Annotated in this window: 13 protein-coding genes; 8 read left to right on the forward strand and 5 right to left on the reverse strand. The window is 42.4% G+C overall.

Annotated elements, in window-relative coordinates; genetic code table 11:
• The first annotated feature begins 9 nt into the window (after nucleotides 1-9).
• Nucleotides 10-903 carry a flavin reductase family protein gene (locus Q0L00_RS02865; RefSeq protein ID WP_297335358.1) on the forward strand — a complete coding sequence of 298 codons (894 nt, stop codon included), beginning with the start codon at nucleotides 10-12 and terminating at the stop codon, nucleotides 901-903.
• 140 nt (nucleotides 904-1,043) lie between these two features.
• Here the strand turns inward: Q0L00_RS02865 and sppA are convergent, their stop codons facing one another.
• On the reverse strand, nucleotides 1,044-2,810 hold the full coding sequence (gene sppA, locus Q0L00_RS02870) for a signal peptide peptidase SppA (protein ID WP_297335359.1): 1,767 nt from the start codon (nucleotides 2,808-2,810) through the stop codon (nucleotides 1,044-1,046).
• A gap of 66 nt (nucleotides 2,811-2,876) precedes the next feature.
• Here sppA and folK point away from each other — a divergent pair, with 66 nt between their 5' ends.
• Nucleotides 2,877-3,368 (forward strand): 2-amino-4-hydroxy-6-hydroxymethyldihydropteridine diphosphokinase, encoded by a 492-nt coding sequence (folK, locus tag Q0L00_RS02875; protein WP_297335360.1) that lies wholly within the window; start codon nucleotides 2,877-2,879, stop codon nucleotides 3,366-3,368.
• Between the two features lie 39 nt (nucleotides 3,369-3,407).
• Here the strand turns inward: folK and fabD are convergent, their stop codons facing one another.
• Both fabD and Q0L00_RS02885 read right to left on the reverse strand, forming a co-directional pair.
• On the reverse strand, nucleotides 3,408-4,283 hold the full coding sequence (gene fabD, locus Q0L00_RS02880) for an ACP S-malonyltransferase (RefSeq protein WP_297335361.1): 876 nt from the start codon (nucleotides 4,281-4,283) through the stop codon (nucleotides 3,408-3,410).
• Between the two features lie 66 nt (nucleotides 4,284-4,349).
• Nucleotides 4,350-5,267, reverse strand: coding sequence for a LysR family transcriptional regulator (locus Q0L00_RS02885; RefSeq protein ID WP_297335362.1), 918 nt, complete (start codon nucleotides 5,265-5,267; stop codon nucleotides 4,350-4,352).
• Nucleotides 5,268-5,353: 86 nt separating this feature from the next.
• Here Q0L00_RS02885 and Q0L00_RS02890 point away from each other — a divergent pair, with 86 nt between their 5' ends.
• Nucleotides 5,354-6,313: a sodium-dependent bicarbonate transport family permease gene (locus Q0L00_RS02890; RefSeq protein WP_297335363.1), complete on the forward strand. Its 960-nt coding sequence runs from the start codon at nucleotides 5,354-5,356 to the stop codon at nucleotides 6,311-6,313.
• Here Q0L00_RS02890 and Q0L00_RS02895 read toward each other — a convergent pair.
• Nucleotides 6,297-6,731, reverse strand: a complete 435-nt coding sequence (locus Q0L00_RS02895) for a DUF393 domain-containing protein (protein WP_297335364.1) — start codon at nucleotides 6,729-6,731, stop codon at nucleotides 6,297-6,299. The genes Q0L00_RS02890 and Q0L00_RS02895 overlap by 17 nt on opposite strands.
• Nucleotides 6,728-9,505, reverse strand: coding sequence for a gliding motility-associated C-terminal domain-containing protein (locus tag Q0L00_RS02900; protein ID WP_297335365.1), 2,778 nt, complete (start codon nucleotides 9,503-9,505; stop codon nucleotides 6,728-6,730). The genes Q0L00_RS02895 and Q0L00_RS02900 overlap by 4 nt, the downstream gene beginning before the upstream one ends.
• A 322-nt stretch (nucleotides 9,506-9,827) precedes the next feature.
• Here Q0L00_RS02900 and Q0L00_RS02905 point away from each other — a divergent pair, with 322 nt between their 5' ends.
• The 5 genes from Q0L00_RS02905 (at nucleotide 9,828) to Q0L00_RS02925 (ending at nucleotide 15,281) form a co-directional block, all read left to right on the forward strand.
• On the forward strand, nucleotides 9,828-10,508 hold the full coding sequence (locus Q0L00_RS02905) for a succinate dehydrogenase cytochrome b subunit (RefSeq protein ID WP_297335366.1): 681 nt from the start codon (nucleotides 9,828-9,830) through the stop codon (nucleotides 10,506-10,508).
• A gap of 12 nt (nucleotides 10,509-10,520) precedes the next feature.
• Complete coding sequence (locus tag Q0L00_RS02910; protein WP_297335367.1) at nucleotides 10,521-12,455, forward strand: fumarate reductase/succinate dehydrogenase flavoprotein subunit; 1,935 nt, start codon at nucleotides 10,521-10,523, stop codon at nucleotides 12,453-12,455.
• A gap of 24 nt (nucleotides 12,456-12,479) precedes the next feature.
• Nucleotides 12,480-13,229 carry a succinate dehydrogenase/fumarate reductase iron-sulfur subunit gene (locus Q0L00_RS02915; protein WP_297335368.1) on the forward strand — a complete coding sequence of 250 codons (750 nt, stop codon included), beginning with the start codon at nucleotides 12,480-12,482 and terminating at the stop codon, nucleotides 13,227-13,229.
• A gap of 181 nt (nucleotides 13,230-13,410) precedes the next feature.
• Nucleotides 13,411-14,844 (forward strand): sodium:solute symporter family protein, encoded by a 1,434-nt coding sequence (locus tag Q0L00_RS02920; protein WP_297335369.1) that lies wholly within the window; start codon nucleotides 13,411-13,413, stop codon nucleotides 14,842-14,844.
• Nucleotides 14,841-15,281 carry a GNAT family N-acetyltransferase gene (locus tag Q0L00_RS02925; RefSeq protein ID WP_297335370.1) on the forward strand — a complete coding sequence of 147 codons (441 nt, stop codon included), beginning with the start codon at nucleotides 14,841-14,843 and terminating at the stop codon, nucleotides 15,279-15,281. Before Q0L00_RS02920 ends, Q0L00_RS02925 begins: the two co-directional genes overlap by 4 nt.
• Nucleotide 15,282: the final 1 nt, after the last annotated feature.

Consider the following 15,282-nt stretch of genomic DNA (forward strand, 5'->3'; position numbering starts at 1 on the left):
CATCATAGAATGAAAACCATTTTCCCCAAAGACTTACCCATACCCCAATTTCACGCCTTACTTCAGGGAAGTGTGGCACCCAGACCGATAGCTTTTGCCAGCACCATCGATAGGGAAGGAAATGTAAATTTGAGCCCATTTAGTTTTTTCAATCTTTTTGGTACCAATCCGCCTATTTTGATTTTTTCACCCTCGCGAAGAGTACGCGATAATACGACTAAGCATACCTTGGAAAATGTTTTGGAAATTCCTGAAGTCGTCATTCATACGGTCCATTTTGGAATGGTTGAGCAAATGTCTCTAGCCAGTACTGAATATCCTAAAGGAGTCAATGAATTTGAAAAAGCCGGATTTACCGCAGTGGAATCGAACGTGGTTAAACCTCCGCGAATAAGAGAAGCTAAAGTTGCTTTTGAATGTCAGGTGAATGAAGTGAAGCCTTTGGGAGAAAGTGGAGGGGCTGGGAATCTAGTGATTTGTGAAGTCAAATGTGTCCATGTGGACGAAGAAATTTTTGATCAAGATGGAGTAATTGATCCGAATAAAATTGATTTAGTCGCTCGATTGGGAGGCAACTGGTATTCTCGAACCATCGGGAAATCACTTTTTGAAATACCAAAACCTCTTCGGACAATGGGGATTGGGGTGGATCAGATTCCGGATAAAATCAGAAATAGTTTGATTTTAACTGGAAATAACTTAGGTCGTTTGGGCAATGTGGAAAGTTTGCCAGACGAGGAAGCGGTGAAAAATTTTAGTAAAAATCCAGAACTAGAAGAGATGCGAATTCGATTTCAACATGATCCCCTCAGCTGGTCAGATCACCTTCATTTTTGGGCTAAGGATGAACTAGACGCCGGCAATGTTGAAAAGGCTTGGCTAATTTTACTTCAAGAAGAGTGAACTTCACCAGATCCTATTGGCCAGTATATCCTCTCTCAAGGTTAGTCGCTTACATCCCACAGAAAAAAGACCTGTTTATTTTACGCTTTGTTATATAAAAAGAGGCCTCAGGTTTTAGCTGAGGCCTTTATTAATTTAATTTATCTAATTTTAAACTCCTGAGGCATTCGGGCTTGAACACCTTGAAGATTTTTCAATTGTTCGATTTTTTCTAAGAGTTTGTATTCCTCTCCGAGTTGGTTTCTCAAGAGTTTGAGTTTTACGTTATTTCCAAAATCACTCATTAGCGTTTCGAACCATGGTTTTTGCTCGGGATAATAAATAATTCGGTAATCATCTCCGGCCTCAATTTTTTCAACAGCTATTTCAATTGCTTTATCCAATCCCCCCAATTCATCTACCAAGCCTCGTTCTATGGCTTGATTTCCAGTCCAGACTCTGCCTGAAGCCACTTCTTTCACTGCCTCTGGTTCCATTCCTCTTCCTTCGGCTACCCGACTAATAAAGGTATCATATCCATCTTCAATTTGTCGCTGGATAATGGATCTTTCCACTTCGGTCAGCGGTCGAGAAGGGTTCATAAAATCTGAAAGTTCACCAGTAGCCACAACATCAGTGGTTACCCCTAATTTATCGTTGATCAACTCTTGAACATTAAACCAAAGCCCGAAAATACCAATCGAACCGGTTATTGTATTAGGCTGAGCCACGATGACATCTGCTGGAGCAGAAATGTAGTATCCTCCTGAAGCCGCTACTTCGCCCATGGAAACCACTACCGGTTTTGCCGCTTTCGCTTCTTTCATTTCTCGCCAGATTACCTCAGAGGCTAAAATGGAACCACCTGGAGAATTTACCCGGAGGACTATGGCTTTGATATTCTCATTTTTTCTTGCCTCTCTAATTTCTTGGGCAAATTTTTCTGAACTGATTACTCCTTCAGCACTTCCACCGACAATTTCTCCTTCGGCAATAATTACTGCAATTCTATTTTTGGAGCTGAGATTTTTTGATTTTGCAAGGGAACCCAATTGGGTGGCATTGATAGTCGGGATTTCTTCATCCTCCCCCAAGCCCAGTTTTTCTCGAAGTTTGGCATGTACCTCATCCTCATAAGTTAGGGCATCAACTAAGTGAAAATTCACCGCGTCTTCGGGTTTTCTGACCAACATTTGATTGTTAATGGTCAATGTGCTGTCAAAAGAAATTCCTCTGGAATCGCTCACCGCAGTAATCATTTGCTCATTGATGTCATCGAGGAAATATTGAGTTTGGAGTCTGTTTTCTGGACTCATTTTGTCCAAAATAAAAGGTTCCACCGCACTTTTAAATTCGCCAACTCGAAATACTTCCGGTTTGATGCCTACTTTTTCGAAAAAGCCCTTGAGGAAAACCCCTTCAGAGGAAAGTCCATTGAAGTCGATTCCGCCAATTGGATTGAGGTAAATTTCGTCTGCTACGGAAGCTAAATAGTAGCCTCCTTCAGAGTAAATTTCATCATAGGCCACGATGAATTTTCCGGAGGATTTAAAATCTTCCAGCACCTCTCTCAATTCGAGTAGATTGGCCTGTCCTGCTAAAATCATTCCGGTGTTTAGGTAGATTCCCTTGATGTTTTCATTGGATTTAGCTTCTCGAATCGCTTTTTTGAGATTGAGGAGTCCAGCCGAAAAATCTTGCCCAAATGGATTGGCAAATCCCCCAAGCTCAAAATCATCCTCTGCAGTTCGCTCCACAAGGGTACGTCCGTTTAGATTGAGATGGAGTACAGTGTTTTTTTCGAGTGTCACTTCCTCGTCCGAGGATGCAGCTATGATACCAATCAAGCCGAAAAAGAGTAAAAAACTCAAAATACTGAATACAAATAGGCCTACGATTACAGCCAAAACATTTCCTAAGAACTTCATAATTAGATAAATTTGACTGTAAAAATAGACTATTTCAGGCAATGAATAAAAAAATGTTTTTCTTACATGATGGTAAATGAAGTCACCCTGATTTTAGGCGGAAATAAAGGGGATCGCATGCAGTTAATTGAGCGGGCTACTATCCTGCTTTCCGAATTCGCTACTATCCTAAAAAAATCCTCCATATATCAATCCGAATCATGGGGTGGTGTTGCAGATCAGGATTTTTTAAATCAGGCAATGGTGGTTCACACCGAGGCTACACCGATGGCTTTTTTGGCACAAATCCAATCCGTTGAACTCACTCTTGGGCGAAGAAGGGAAGTGATCTGGGGAAACCGGACAATGGATATCGATATTTTGTATTGGGGAGAGGAGATTATCCAGCTGCCAGAATTGAAAGTTCCGCACCCATTACTGGATCAAAGGCGCTTTGTTTTGGTGCCTTTGGTAGAAATCATGCCTGAATTTGTTCATCCGATTAGCAAAAAAAGTCAACGTAACTTGTTGGAATGTTGTGAGGATCAATCTAGGGTTGAGATTTTTGACCATTTGTAAGAAAAAAGGCTGTCCTTTTTTGACAGCCTTCAGGAAATGTCACAAACCCGAAACTTGAGCTTCGGTATGAATTTTTTTAATCAATCCTTGCAGGACTTTACCCGGGCCACACTCAATGAATTCGAGTGCCCCATCTTTTACCATCTGTTGAATAGATTGAGTCCATTTTACCGGAGCGGTTAATTGTGCAATTAGGTTTGCCTTGATTTCTGCAATATCTATTACCGCCGTAGTGCTGACATTTTGATAAACTGGACAACTGGGTTCATTGAAGGTGGTGTTTTCGATAGCTGTCTGGAGTTTTTCACGAGCTGGTTCCATCAGAGGCGAATGAAACGCTCCACCAACAGGGAGGGGTAATGCACGTTTTGCTCCTGCTGCTTTCATTTTTTCGCAAGCGATTTCGATTCCTTTATTGCTACCTGAAATGACCAATTGGCCCGGACAGTTGTAATTGGCCGGCACGACGATTTCATTCTCAATTTCGGCACAGATTTCCTCTACTTTTTCATCAGCTAAACCCAAAATAGCCGCCATCGTGGAGGGATTGATCTCACAAGCTTCCTGCATTGCCATAGCACGCTGATAAACCAATCGGAGTCCGTCTTCGAAAGCCAATGCTCCATTGGCAACCAAAGCAGAAAACTCACCCAAAGAATGTCCTGCCACCATATCTGGTTTAAAGCCAGGTGTCGTTTTGGCCAAAATTACCGAGTGCAAAAAAATAGCCGGCTGAGTAACGTTGGTCTGCTTAAGTGCTTGGTCTGTTCCCTCAAACATGATGTCTGTAATCCGAAAACCCAGGATTTGATTTGCTTTTTCAAAGAGTTCTTTGGCTTCAGAATTTGACTCGTACAATGACTTTCCCATTCCCGGGAATTGGGCACCTTGGCCCGGAAAAACAACTGCCTTCATGAAATTTTGATTGGTTTTGGGGCAAATATAAGTCTTTTTTTTAGGGATGGGTTTTCAGGAAAGTTGCTAGAGCTGTTCGAAATGGTCATTGAAAACCTTCTCTTTATATTCGGAAATCCATCTAATGAATGCTAATACAGCAGGTGGATGTTTTTTTTGCTTTAGCCAAATGAGTTTCCACTTGGCAGCCAAAGGAAGACCATCAAGCGGTAAGAGTTTGATCCGGCCATCCTTGACTTCTTTGCTCATGGAGAAATTGGACAAAAGTGATATGCCTAGACCTGCCATGATGGCCTGTTTGACCGCTTCGTTAGTCGCAAGCTCCATTTTACTTTGAATGTGAATATCCCGCTCCCGGAAAAATTTCTCCATCATTACCCGTGTACCGGAGCCCTGTTCTCTTAAGATAAATGGGATTTTTTGCCAATTTCCCTCTTCGATCAGTTTTTGATAACGGGCTGCATGTTCAGGGCTGCTGGCCAAGTGCCAGTGGTTTTCTGCCAAAATAATATTTTCCAAATCCAAATCGTCAGGACTGATTGAAACCAAGGCCAAATCTGTGCTATTTTCCTCCACATGAGACAATACTTTATACCGGTTTGATACTTCAAGACTGACTTCAACGTGGGGATGGATTTTCAAAAAATCGGCGACTAAATAAGGGATAATGTATTTTCCTGTGGAAACGGCCGAAATCCTGATCTTGCCTGCCAAAAGGCCTTTTAGCTCCAGCATTCGTTGCTCGATTTGATCCATTTCTGAAAAAATCCGATCTGCCATTCCCACGATTTCCTGGCCAAATTCGGTGATGTGGATTTGTTTTCCGATGATTTCTGTGAGCGGTACATCAAATTGTTCCTGGAGGTTTTTTAATTGCATCGAAACAGCTGGCTGGGTCATATTAAGCATTTTGGCAGCCTTGGTGATACTTTGGTATTTTTCAATAGCCTGCAGGGCGCGAAGCTGTGTAAAGGAAATATTCATAAGGAAATCTAATTATTATACCATATACGATAATAAAAAATTATGTTTTTGTTTTTTTTGAGATTTTTATCGCGAATATTTGCGTCATGGATTTTCAGATTCTAATAAATAACCTCACCAACCCAAGCTTATTATTCTTTGTGTTGGGGATTTTGGCAGTTAGGTTCAAGAGTGATTTAGAGATTCCGGGCACTTCGGCCAAATTTATAGCTCTTTATCTGATGCTTTCTATTGGATTTAAAGGAGGGCAAGAATTGTCTCACAGTGAATTTGAAATGTCCATTGTCTGGGCATTGCTCTTTGGGTTGGTGTTGTCCGCAGTGGTGCCATTTTATACCTTTTTTATCCTAAAAGGAAAATTGGGGACCGCCAATGCTTCAGCAATTTCGGCATCTTATGGGTCAATTTCTGCGGTGACTTTTGTGGCGGCTGTTTCGTTCCTAGAAAACCAAGGAATAAGTTTTGGCGGGCATATGGTTGCGGTGATGGCGCTTATGGAGGCGCCTGCGATTATTTCCGGCGTGATTTTATTGCGCAAATTTTCCGAAGAGAAGCAGTCCAGTGGAATGAAAAAAACGATCATTCATGCATTTACCAATGGATCAGTATTGTTGATTTTGGGGAGTTTGGTCATAGGTCTGATTGCAGATGAAAAACAAGCAGAAGGAATCAAGCCCTTTGTGACCGATATATTTAAAGGATTTTTGGCTGTATTTCTGTTGGATATGGGAATAAATAGTGGTCGAAAATTGAAGACTTTTTTCAAAAATGGATACTTCTCCACGCTATTTGCGATTTTGGTTCCGCTTTTCAATGGATCTGTGGTAGCCCTATTGAGTTATTGGATAGCAACTGAACCCGGAGATCGGTTTATATTTTCGATACTTGCCGCGAGTGCTTCTTACATTGCCGTACCTGCAGCTATGAAATTGGCAAACCCCACTGCTGATGAAGGGCTTTATATTCCCATGGCCCTGGCAATTACTTTTCCATTTAATATAACCTTAGGTATGCCCATTTATTGGATAATCATTCAACTGTTTTGAGTGAAAAAGTTTCCTTATTCAAGAATTTAGCTTGTTCTTCAGGACACGGTAGACGGCAAGTGTTCTTTTTGCCAAACCAGCGATAGCGATTTCTTCCGATCCAATCGTAAATGGGGTCTCTGAGCCAAGAAGGCAATAAAATCAAAGGATATAAAACAGGCCAAAGTCCCGAAAGCGCTTTGGCTATTCGTAATGCGGCTGTGCTTTTGTAATAAACCTTATCGTTTTCCAAAAGCACCAAAGAATCCAAATAGTCTTCTTTAACCTGGTAGTGCCGGAGCACTTTTTTGCTAAAGTCATCTTGCAAAGCCCCTACCAGAAACCGCTCCTTATGATCCCTTTTCATGATAAAATCTATGGAAGCATTGCAAAGATTACACACCCCATCAAAGAAAATGATGGACTTTTCTGGACTCATCGAAGGATTTGGATTGTTCCTTTCAAATCCTGGCTTTGTTCATTTGGGTCAAGCACATCGAAGAATACGGTGCCCGAATAGAAATAGGTTCCAGCAGGTAAGTCACTGCCGCTCTGGTCTCTACCATCCCATCGAATGAAAATATCGTTTTCATTTGATTCCAGGCTATTGTAGCTAAATACTTCAGCGCCCCATCGGTTTACAATTATGATTTCTACACCTGTCACAAATCTAGGACATTGGGAGAATGGATTGTCAAAGGCAATAAAGGTGTCATTTAGGCCGTCTCCGTTTGGAGTAAAGGTATTGGGTAATTCATAATTCGGACAATTTTCCACGCAGACGATATTGCTGGGTTCGCTTTCATTTCCGGATCGATCGACAGCGGTGATGTAGTAGCATCCACGATAAGTTGTCAATTCTGAAACTCTGGTGGACAACTCCAAGGCAGATAATTCCTCAATGAATTCAAATTGGCTATCTTCTCCTTCATCGGTAAAATAGAGGCGATAACCTGCTAATTCATCGTCACATTCTCCGGAAAAATCGGGTTCCCAGCTCAAATCATGGAAATATGTGCTTGAATTACAAGGAAGCTCGGCTACATATTCACTACACGCTGGCCCCTCAAAAGTCAACACAGGGGGACAAGGCAAGCGATTATCATCGGGTTTAGCACAGACGATTTGAGATTTGTTTTCTAAGGGATAGACCAAGCCGTCAACATTGTAGGATCCTTTGGTAATCACATAATAGCAGTATTCAATTTCTTTTTCCAAAGGTTGTCCATTGAAGCTGCCGTCATCTAAAAACTGGAAGCCATCCTGAGTGACATCTACCTCGGCAATAAGCTCGAAGGTATCCTCATCCTGAGCAGCTGCGTCAGTTCGGTTTCGATAAACTTCATGCCTAAATTCTCCAACCGCATTATTCCAAGGAACATTGAATTCCCAGCTTAGCTCTATTGCCTCATTGATAATGGTTGGCTCTAGCCAAACCGAAGAAGCAGCGGAAGAGGTATCGATTTTAGTTCCCTGATCCAAAAGAATTACCTCATAATTATACACAAGATTTTCGGTGTTCAATCCCGTGTCGGTAAATAAGGTGTCGGAAGTGACTGTCAAAGAAGTTCTATTTTCATCCCCGGTAAACCCGGTGCTTCGGACCAATTCATAGGTAAATGGCCCGGGAAATTGGGTTCGATCGATGTCATATGGGGGGGTCCACTTGACAAAAATCTCTCCATCATTTTCGGCGGTCTGCTCTACGCTGACATTGGTGATGATGGGAACATCCACATCAATGGTGATACAAATTTCTTCAGATACAATACTTTCGCCAAGTCTAGGTTCTGGGAAAGCGGCTACTAATCGATAGCAATAGGTGTTTCCCGGAGCTAGTCCCTGTCCACCGTTGAGGTCATCGAAGCTGAAGGTTTCCATATCGGTGGTCCCAATCAACTCATAACCCGGTCTGATGCCTGTTTCACAGCTGTCAGGTAGGTATGGGTCAGCATTAATTCTTCGCCAAATTTGCATTTCATCCGCCGAACTCGCACAAGAATAGGGGTCCCAGTTGAGTTCAACGCTGCGTCCGGGCATCTGCTCAAGATCGTTCCAGACCGGAGGAGGTCCGATCACCTTGATTCGCCAGGTTTGGATATCAACCAATGCTGGCCCGGATCGGGGTTGATCGGTGATCCGAACCCGGATGTCATACTCCCTGGCTCGGACATGGTTACAAACTGTCTGCCAATCAAAGTTTACAATCCCTGGGGTAGGCTGAAATTCGGACTCGGGATCATAGCTAGCCGGGGAGGTGGTAATTTCGAGGGGTTCGCCAAAGACCTCAATTTTAATTGGGTCGCCGTCTGGGTCTTGACCCTGGATGATTTCTTCGATTAAGGTGCCAGCCTCAACACAAAGGTCTGGAGGGAGAATCAACTCCGGCCTCCGATTATTCGAATTTTCAATAATGATCTGCATGTCTCGTACCACATAGCCGATCTGCACCCATTCTCCATCTAGTTTACGATATTCTTTGATCCGAAAAGCGACATTAAATTGTCCCGCAGTTCCGGGTGCATCCCAAATTAAATCTCCAAAAATCGGGTCTAGTTCAAGAAATGCAGGAGAAGTCCCATCCTCCTGATTAAAGCTGAACTCTGCGTTGGCGGGGCTTCTATAGTTATTTACCGGACGCTGGAAAAATTGTTTTGGGATGTCCATCTCATAAGCCAAACTATCCCCATCCGGATCGTAAGCCCCGGGATTGTGTATGTATCGGACATTGACTGCGCCATTATCTACGGGAGGAATGGTTAGTATGGGTGAATTGTTGACTCCGATAAATGGGTCAATGGTGATTTGAGTCTCAACATAAAATGGCGTATCCACTGAATTATCCATATTCAGTGTTAAATCATTCCTGTTAAACTCCTGAAATCGGATGGTATATGTTCCAGGACCCTGAAAGGTGTGTTCGATAACAAAGGTGTTTTTTTCGATTTGATTTCCTAAGCTCTCTACGGTTGAAAAACTGCTTTCGGTATTCAATTGCTCCTCACGCCCATCACCAAAATTGATGGTTCCCGGACCGAAGACTACATTGGAGCGGGTATCGGTGTAACCCACTACCGTGATCCGGTAAGTTAATGTCTGTACAGAAATCCGCTCAGCGATAATTTCACCTGCTCGAATATGGGTCGCCCATGCGGATGATATTCCGAGAAGAAAGAAAATGGTAAAAAGTCCTGTGGAAAGTTTGAGTTTCATGTTGTGCACCTTTAATCTCTTATTTATCCCAAAACACTTCTCAAGTCCAAAAGTTATTGACCTGAGATTTAATCTTCGGATTTTAATCTATACGAAATAAACGGAAGAAAGTAGAAAATATAACTAAAATCAAACAATAAAATTAAACAGGATGTTAAAAATTCGAATTTGAGAAGGAATTCAACAGATTAGAATCAATTTATTTAGAACCTTTTAAAATAAGAGTGAGCGGACTGAATGGATTGTTTGCTAGCTGTACCAAATGTAAATTTGACCACAGTTTCAGAAAACATTCGTTTTAAACCAATCCTAAAAAAATCGTATGAGTTGGGTTACCAAAACCTTAAGTAGCACACTGGGAAGAAAGCTGATCATGGCCTTGACAGGTCTCTTCCTTATCCTGTTTTTAATGGGACACGTCTCCGGCAATTTACTGTTGCTGAAAGGAGATGAAGGCAAATCATTTAACATCTATGCAGAATTTATGACAACGAATCCTGCAGTAAAATTATTATCCTACCTGACCTATATTTCGGTTATCGGTCATGTAATTTATTCCATCCTCCTGAGCCGAAAGAATAAGGCTGCCCGACCAATCGGTTATGCAGAGTCTAGAGCTTCAACCAATTCCTCCTTTTCGTCAAGAAATATGGGGATTCTAGGTACCCTAATTTTAATCTTCCTAGTCGTTCATTTACAGAATTTCTGGTACCAAATGCACTGGGGGGAAATTCCAACGGTGACCTATGACGGGGAAACCTACAAAGATTTATTCTCCATCGTTTCTTTTTCTTTCCAAAACGAATTATTGGTCATAGGTTATGTGGTAGCGATGGGGTTTTTGGCATTTCACCTTTCTCATGGGTTTGCCAGTGCGTTCCAGACTTTGGGTCTAAACCATAAGAAATACTCTCCGGCTATTCAGACCGTGGGAAAAATTTATTGTGTGGCAGTTCCGGCATTGTTTGCCTTTATGCCTCTTTACATCTATTTCACAAGCTAATTAAAGTCCCGTATGATACTAGATTCCAAAATACCTGCTGGTCCTTTGTCAGAAAAATGGACTCAGCATAAGTTTAACAGCAAGCTGGTTAATCCGGCGAACAAAAGAAAATACGAAGTCATCGTAGTGGGTACAGGTTTGGCGGGAGCATCTGCGGCTGCTTCGCTTGCAGAGTTGGGTTACAATGTCAAAGCCTTTTGTTTCCAGGATAGTCCACGCCGGGCGCATTCTATCGCTGCCCAAGGTGGAATTAATGCTGCCAAAAACTACCAAAACGACGGGGATTCAGTATTTAGGCTATTTTACGATACGATCAAAGGAGGAGACTATCGTGCACGAGAGGCAAATGTCTATCGGTTAGCCGAGGTTTCAGTAAATATCATTGATCAATGTGTCGCCCAAGGTGTGCCTTTTGCCAGAGAATATGGGGGGCTTTTGGCTAACCGATCTTTTGGTGGTGCACAAGTTTCAAGGACTTTTTATGCCCGAGGCCAAACCGGGCAGCAATTGCTACTTGGAGCCTATTCGGCATTAAGCCGTCAGGTTGCCAATGGTAAAGTGAAGCTTTATCCACGTACTGAAATGATGGATTTGGTCGTTGTGGATGGCCACGCTCGCGGTATCGTGACTAGAAACTTAATCACCGGAGCTGTAGAAAGTCATGCTGCCCATGCAGTACTCCTATGTACAGGGGGATATGGCAACGTGTTCTTTTTATCAACTAATGCGATGGGTTCCAATGTAACAGCGGCTTGGAGAGCTCACAAGCGCGGTGCTTACTTTGCGAATCCTTGTTATACTCAGATTCACCCAACTTGTATTCCAGTTTCAGGTGACCATCAGTCAAAGCTGACCTTGATGTCTGAATCACTTCGAAATGACGGTCGAGTTTGGGTTCCGGCCACAAAAGAAACTGCCGAAAAGCTTCGTAAAGGTGAAATTAAGGCCAATGATATCGCGGATAAAGATCGAGATTATTATTTGGAGCGAAAGTATCCGAGCTTTGGAAATTTGGTTCCCCGTGACGTGGCGTCCAGAAATGCAAAATACGTTTGCGATGAAGGTCGTGGGGTAAATGAAACTGGTGAAGCGGTATTCTTAGATTTCCGTGATGCGATCAAGCGAGATGGAGAAGAGACAATCCGAGCCAAATATGGAAACCTATTTGACATGTACCAGCAAATCACTGGCGAGAACCCCTACCAAGTGCCGATGATGATTTATCCTGCGGTTCACTACACGATGGGTGGGCTCTGGGTAGATTACAATTTGATGACTACTGTTCCCGGCTTGTACGCTTTGGGCGAGGCTAATTTCTCAGATCATGGCGCAAATAGACTTGGAGCTTCGGCATTGATGCAGGGGTTGGCAGATGGATATTTTGTCATTCCTTACACCATTGGAGATTATTTGGCACAGATAGGGCCAAAGCCAGTAGATGCCAATCATCCAGAGTTTCAGAAAGCCACTAATCAAGTAAAAGACAGGATCAACCAATTGCTTAACATCAAAGGCTCTAAGTCCGTCGATTATTTCCACAAAAAGCTGGGTAAGATTATGTGGGATGAGTGCGGAATGGCCAGAACAGCAGAAGGCTTGAAAAAGGCAAAAGCCGAAATTAAAGCGCTTAGAGTTGAATTCTGGAAAGATGTAAGAGTTTTGGGAGATAATGAAGAACTCAATCAATCGTTGGAGAAAGCGCATCGAGTAGCGGATTTCTTGGAGTTGGGTGAGTTGATGATTGATGATGCGTTGAACAGAGAGGAGTCTTGTGGGGGTCACTTTCGCGAAGAATACCAAACTCCGGAGGGAGAGGCCCTGCGAGATGATGAAAACTTCGCTTATGTGGCAGCTTGGAAATACACGGGTGAAAATCAAGAAGAAGAGCTTCACAAAGAGCCTTTGGAGTTTGAAAATGTGAAGTTAACCCAGCGTTCATACAAATAATCTTGAATTAAAATTCATAGCTATATGAAATTGACATTAAAAATATGGAGACAAAAAAATAATGCTGATCAAGGCGGTTTTGTCTCATATCCCATAGATGGAATATCCAAGGACATGTCCTTTTTGGAAATGTTGGATGTGTTGAATGAAGAATTATCAAATCAGGGTGAAGATCCGGTGCATTTTGATCATGATTGCCGTGAAGGTATCTGCGGGATGTGTTCCCTTTACATCAACGGGAAGCCGCATGGTCCACAACAGACCACGACTTGTCAGTTGCACATGAGATCCTTCCATGATGGAGATACCATTACCATCGAACCCTGGAGAGCAAAGGCTTTTCCTGTTGTCAAAGATTTGGTTGTAGATCGGTCAGCTTTTGACCGAATCATACAAGCCGGAGGGTATGTGTCTGTAAATACAGGTGGAGTTCCCGACGCTAACGAGATTCCGATTCCAAAACGAATTGCTGATGAGGCGTTTGATGCGGCTACTTGCATTGGTTGTGGAGCCTGTGTTGCAGCTTGTAAAAATGCTTCTGCCATGCTATTTGTATCTGCGAAAATTTCTCAACTAGCCATGTTGCCACAGGGTCAAGTGGAGCGTAAAGAGCGTGCCGAGAAAATGATTGCCCAGATGGACTCCGAAGGTTTTGGTGCATGTACCAACACAGGAGCTTGCTCAGCTGAGTGTCCGAAGGGAATTTCTTTAACCAATATAGCGCGAATGAACAGAGAGTATTTCTCTGCGGTAGTAAGTAGCGAAAATGTTTAAAAAAACGCGATTGTAAAAAGAAAAGCCGGCAAACCCGGCTTTTTTTGTGCTTATCTAGGATAAGATAGGACTGAAATATCAAAATTTAGAATAAAACCTCATTTTATTTCAGTTTAGGGGTAGTTTTTGTAACTTTAAAAAATTATATTCTCTAGAAGTTTGATACAAATCTTAAGACATAATGCAATTGATCGATCTGCTGATCTTTTTTATATACATGATAATAATGCTGGGTGTGGGCTTTTTTTTCATGCGAAAAAACACCAATCAAGAGGATTATTATGTTGGAGGTAGGTCAATCGGAAGTATTCATATTGGGCTCTCGGTCGTAGCCACAGATGTAGGTGGTGGGTTTTCAATCGGATTGGGGGGATTGGGTTTCGCCATGGGTATTTCTGGGTCATGGATGCTTTTTACCGGGCTTTTGGGAGCATGGATGGCAGCTGTATTGTTGATTCCCCGGGTAAAGTCAGATCCGGCCTTTGCCCGATTTTTTACCTTCCCTCAGATTATTGGCTATTTATATAATTCCACCACTGCTAAAGTAGCAGCCATAATTTGTTTTTTGGGTTATGTGGGATTTACCTCTTCCCAATTGTTAGCAGGAGCAAAACTCGCATCCGGAACATTTGAGGTGTTGGACCTGCAAACTGCCTTGTTGATTATGGGAGCGATAGCGGTGATATACACGGTGATGGGAGGATTGAAAGCGGTGATTTATACCGATACCGTGCAATGGATTATTTTAATGCTGGGATTGATGTTTATTGGGATACCCATTGCGTATCATTTTGTGGGTGGATGGGAAGGAATTCATTCCACCCTTCCAGCCGAATTTTTCTCTTTATCTAATTTAAGTTGGCAGGATCTATTCAATTGGGGGATTACAATTATTCCAATATGGTTTGTTGGAATGACTCTTTATCAGCGGATATTTGCTGCCAGAGATGAAAAAACAGCACGAAAAGCATGGTTTATTGCTGGATTATTTGAATGGCCGATCATGGCATTTATGGGAGTATCACTTGGATTACTTTCTAGGGTAGCCGTAGAGCAAGGAGCCTTAGAAGGGTTTTCTACGGCGATGGATCCCGAAATGGGATTACCGGTTTTACTCAGTCAGATTTTGCCAGCAGGTATTTTGGGCTTGATGATGTCGGCTTATTTTTCTGCAGTCCTTTCCACCGCTGATTCCTGTCTGATGGCTGCCTCGGGTAATTTGACCACCGATTTACTTGGAAGATTTCTTAAAAATAAATCTCACCAGACCGAAATGAGAGTTTCGCAACTTTTAACTTTAGGAATAGGAATTGTAGCAATTTTCATTGCTTGGCAAATGACGGAAGTACTCAGCTTGATGCTTTACTCCTATGCATTTATGGTTTCAGGTCTGCTGGTGCCCGTGGTTGCTGGGTTATTCTTTAAAGTAAGGGATCCGGATGCAGCCATTTCAGCCATGGTAGTCGGTGGATCTGTTACAGCCGGTTTGACATTTCTTAAGTTATCCCTTCCCTTAGGATTGGATGGTAATTTATTCGGATTGACAGCTTCTTTGCTGACTTTTCTGATCGTTTATAAATTAGACTTCACCACACGAAAAAAACATACCGTATGATAAAATTAGAAGCACTTTCGGCGATAGATTCTGCCACATTTCTCCAAAAAAATGAAATAGCAGATTTCCTATTTGAACACCTTGGGAAATATGGTGACCCAAAAGAGGATATTATGAAATGCTTGGACTACGCTCTTGACAGTGGGATTAGGGCTGGCGGTTTCGTGGTTTTGGCTCGAGATAAGGGAGAGTTAGTTGGAGCACTTGTAATGAATAAAACAGGAATGTCGGGGTATATTCCTGAAAATATCCTTGTTTATATCGCAGTGGATGCGGGGCAACGAGGAAAAGGAATCGGGAAGAAAATCATGGATATGGCGATCAAAATGGCAAATGGAGCCATTGCGCTTCATGTTGAACCAGATAATCCGGCAAAGAAACTCTATGAAAGACTCGGGTTTACGAACAAATACCTCGAAATGAGATTAACTAAATAGG

It is taken from the genome of Algoriphagus sp., assembly GCF_024305035.1.
In the GTDB taxonomy this organism is placed as follows: Bacteria; Bacteroidota; Bacteroidia; order Cytophagales; family Cyclobacteriaceae; genus Algoriphagus.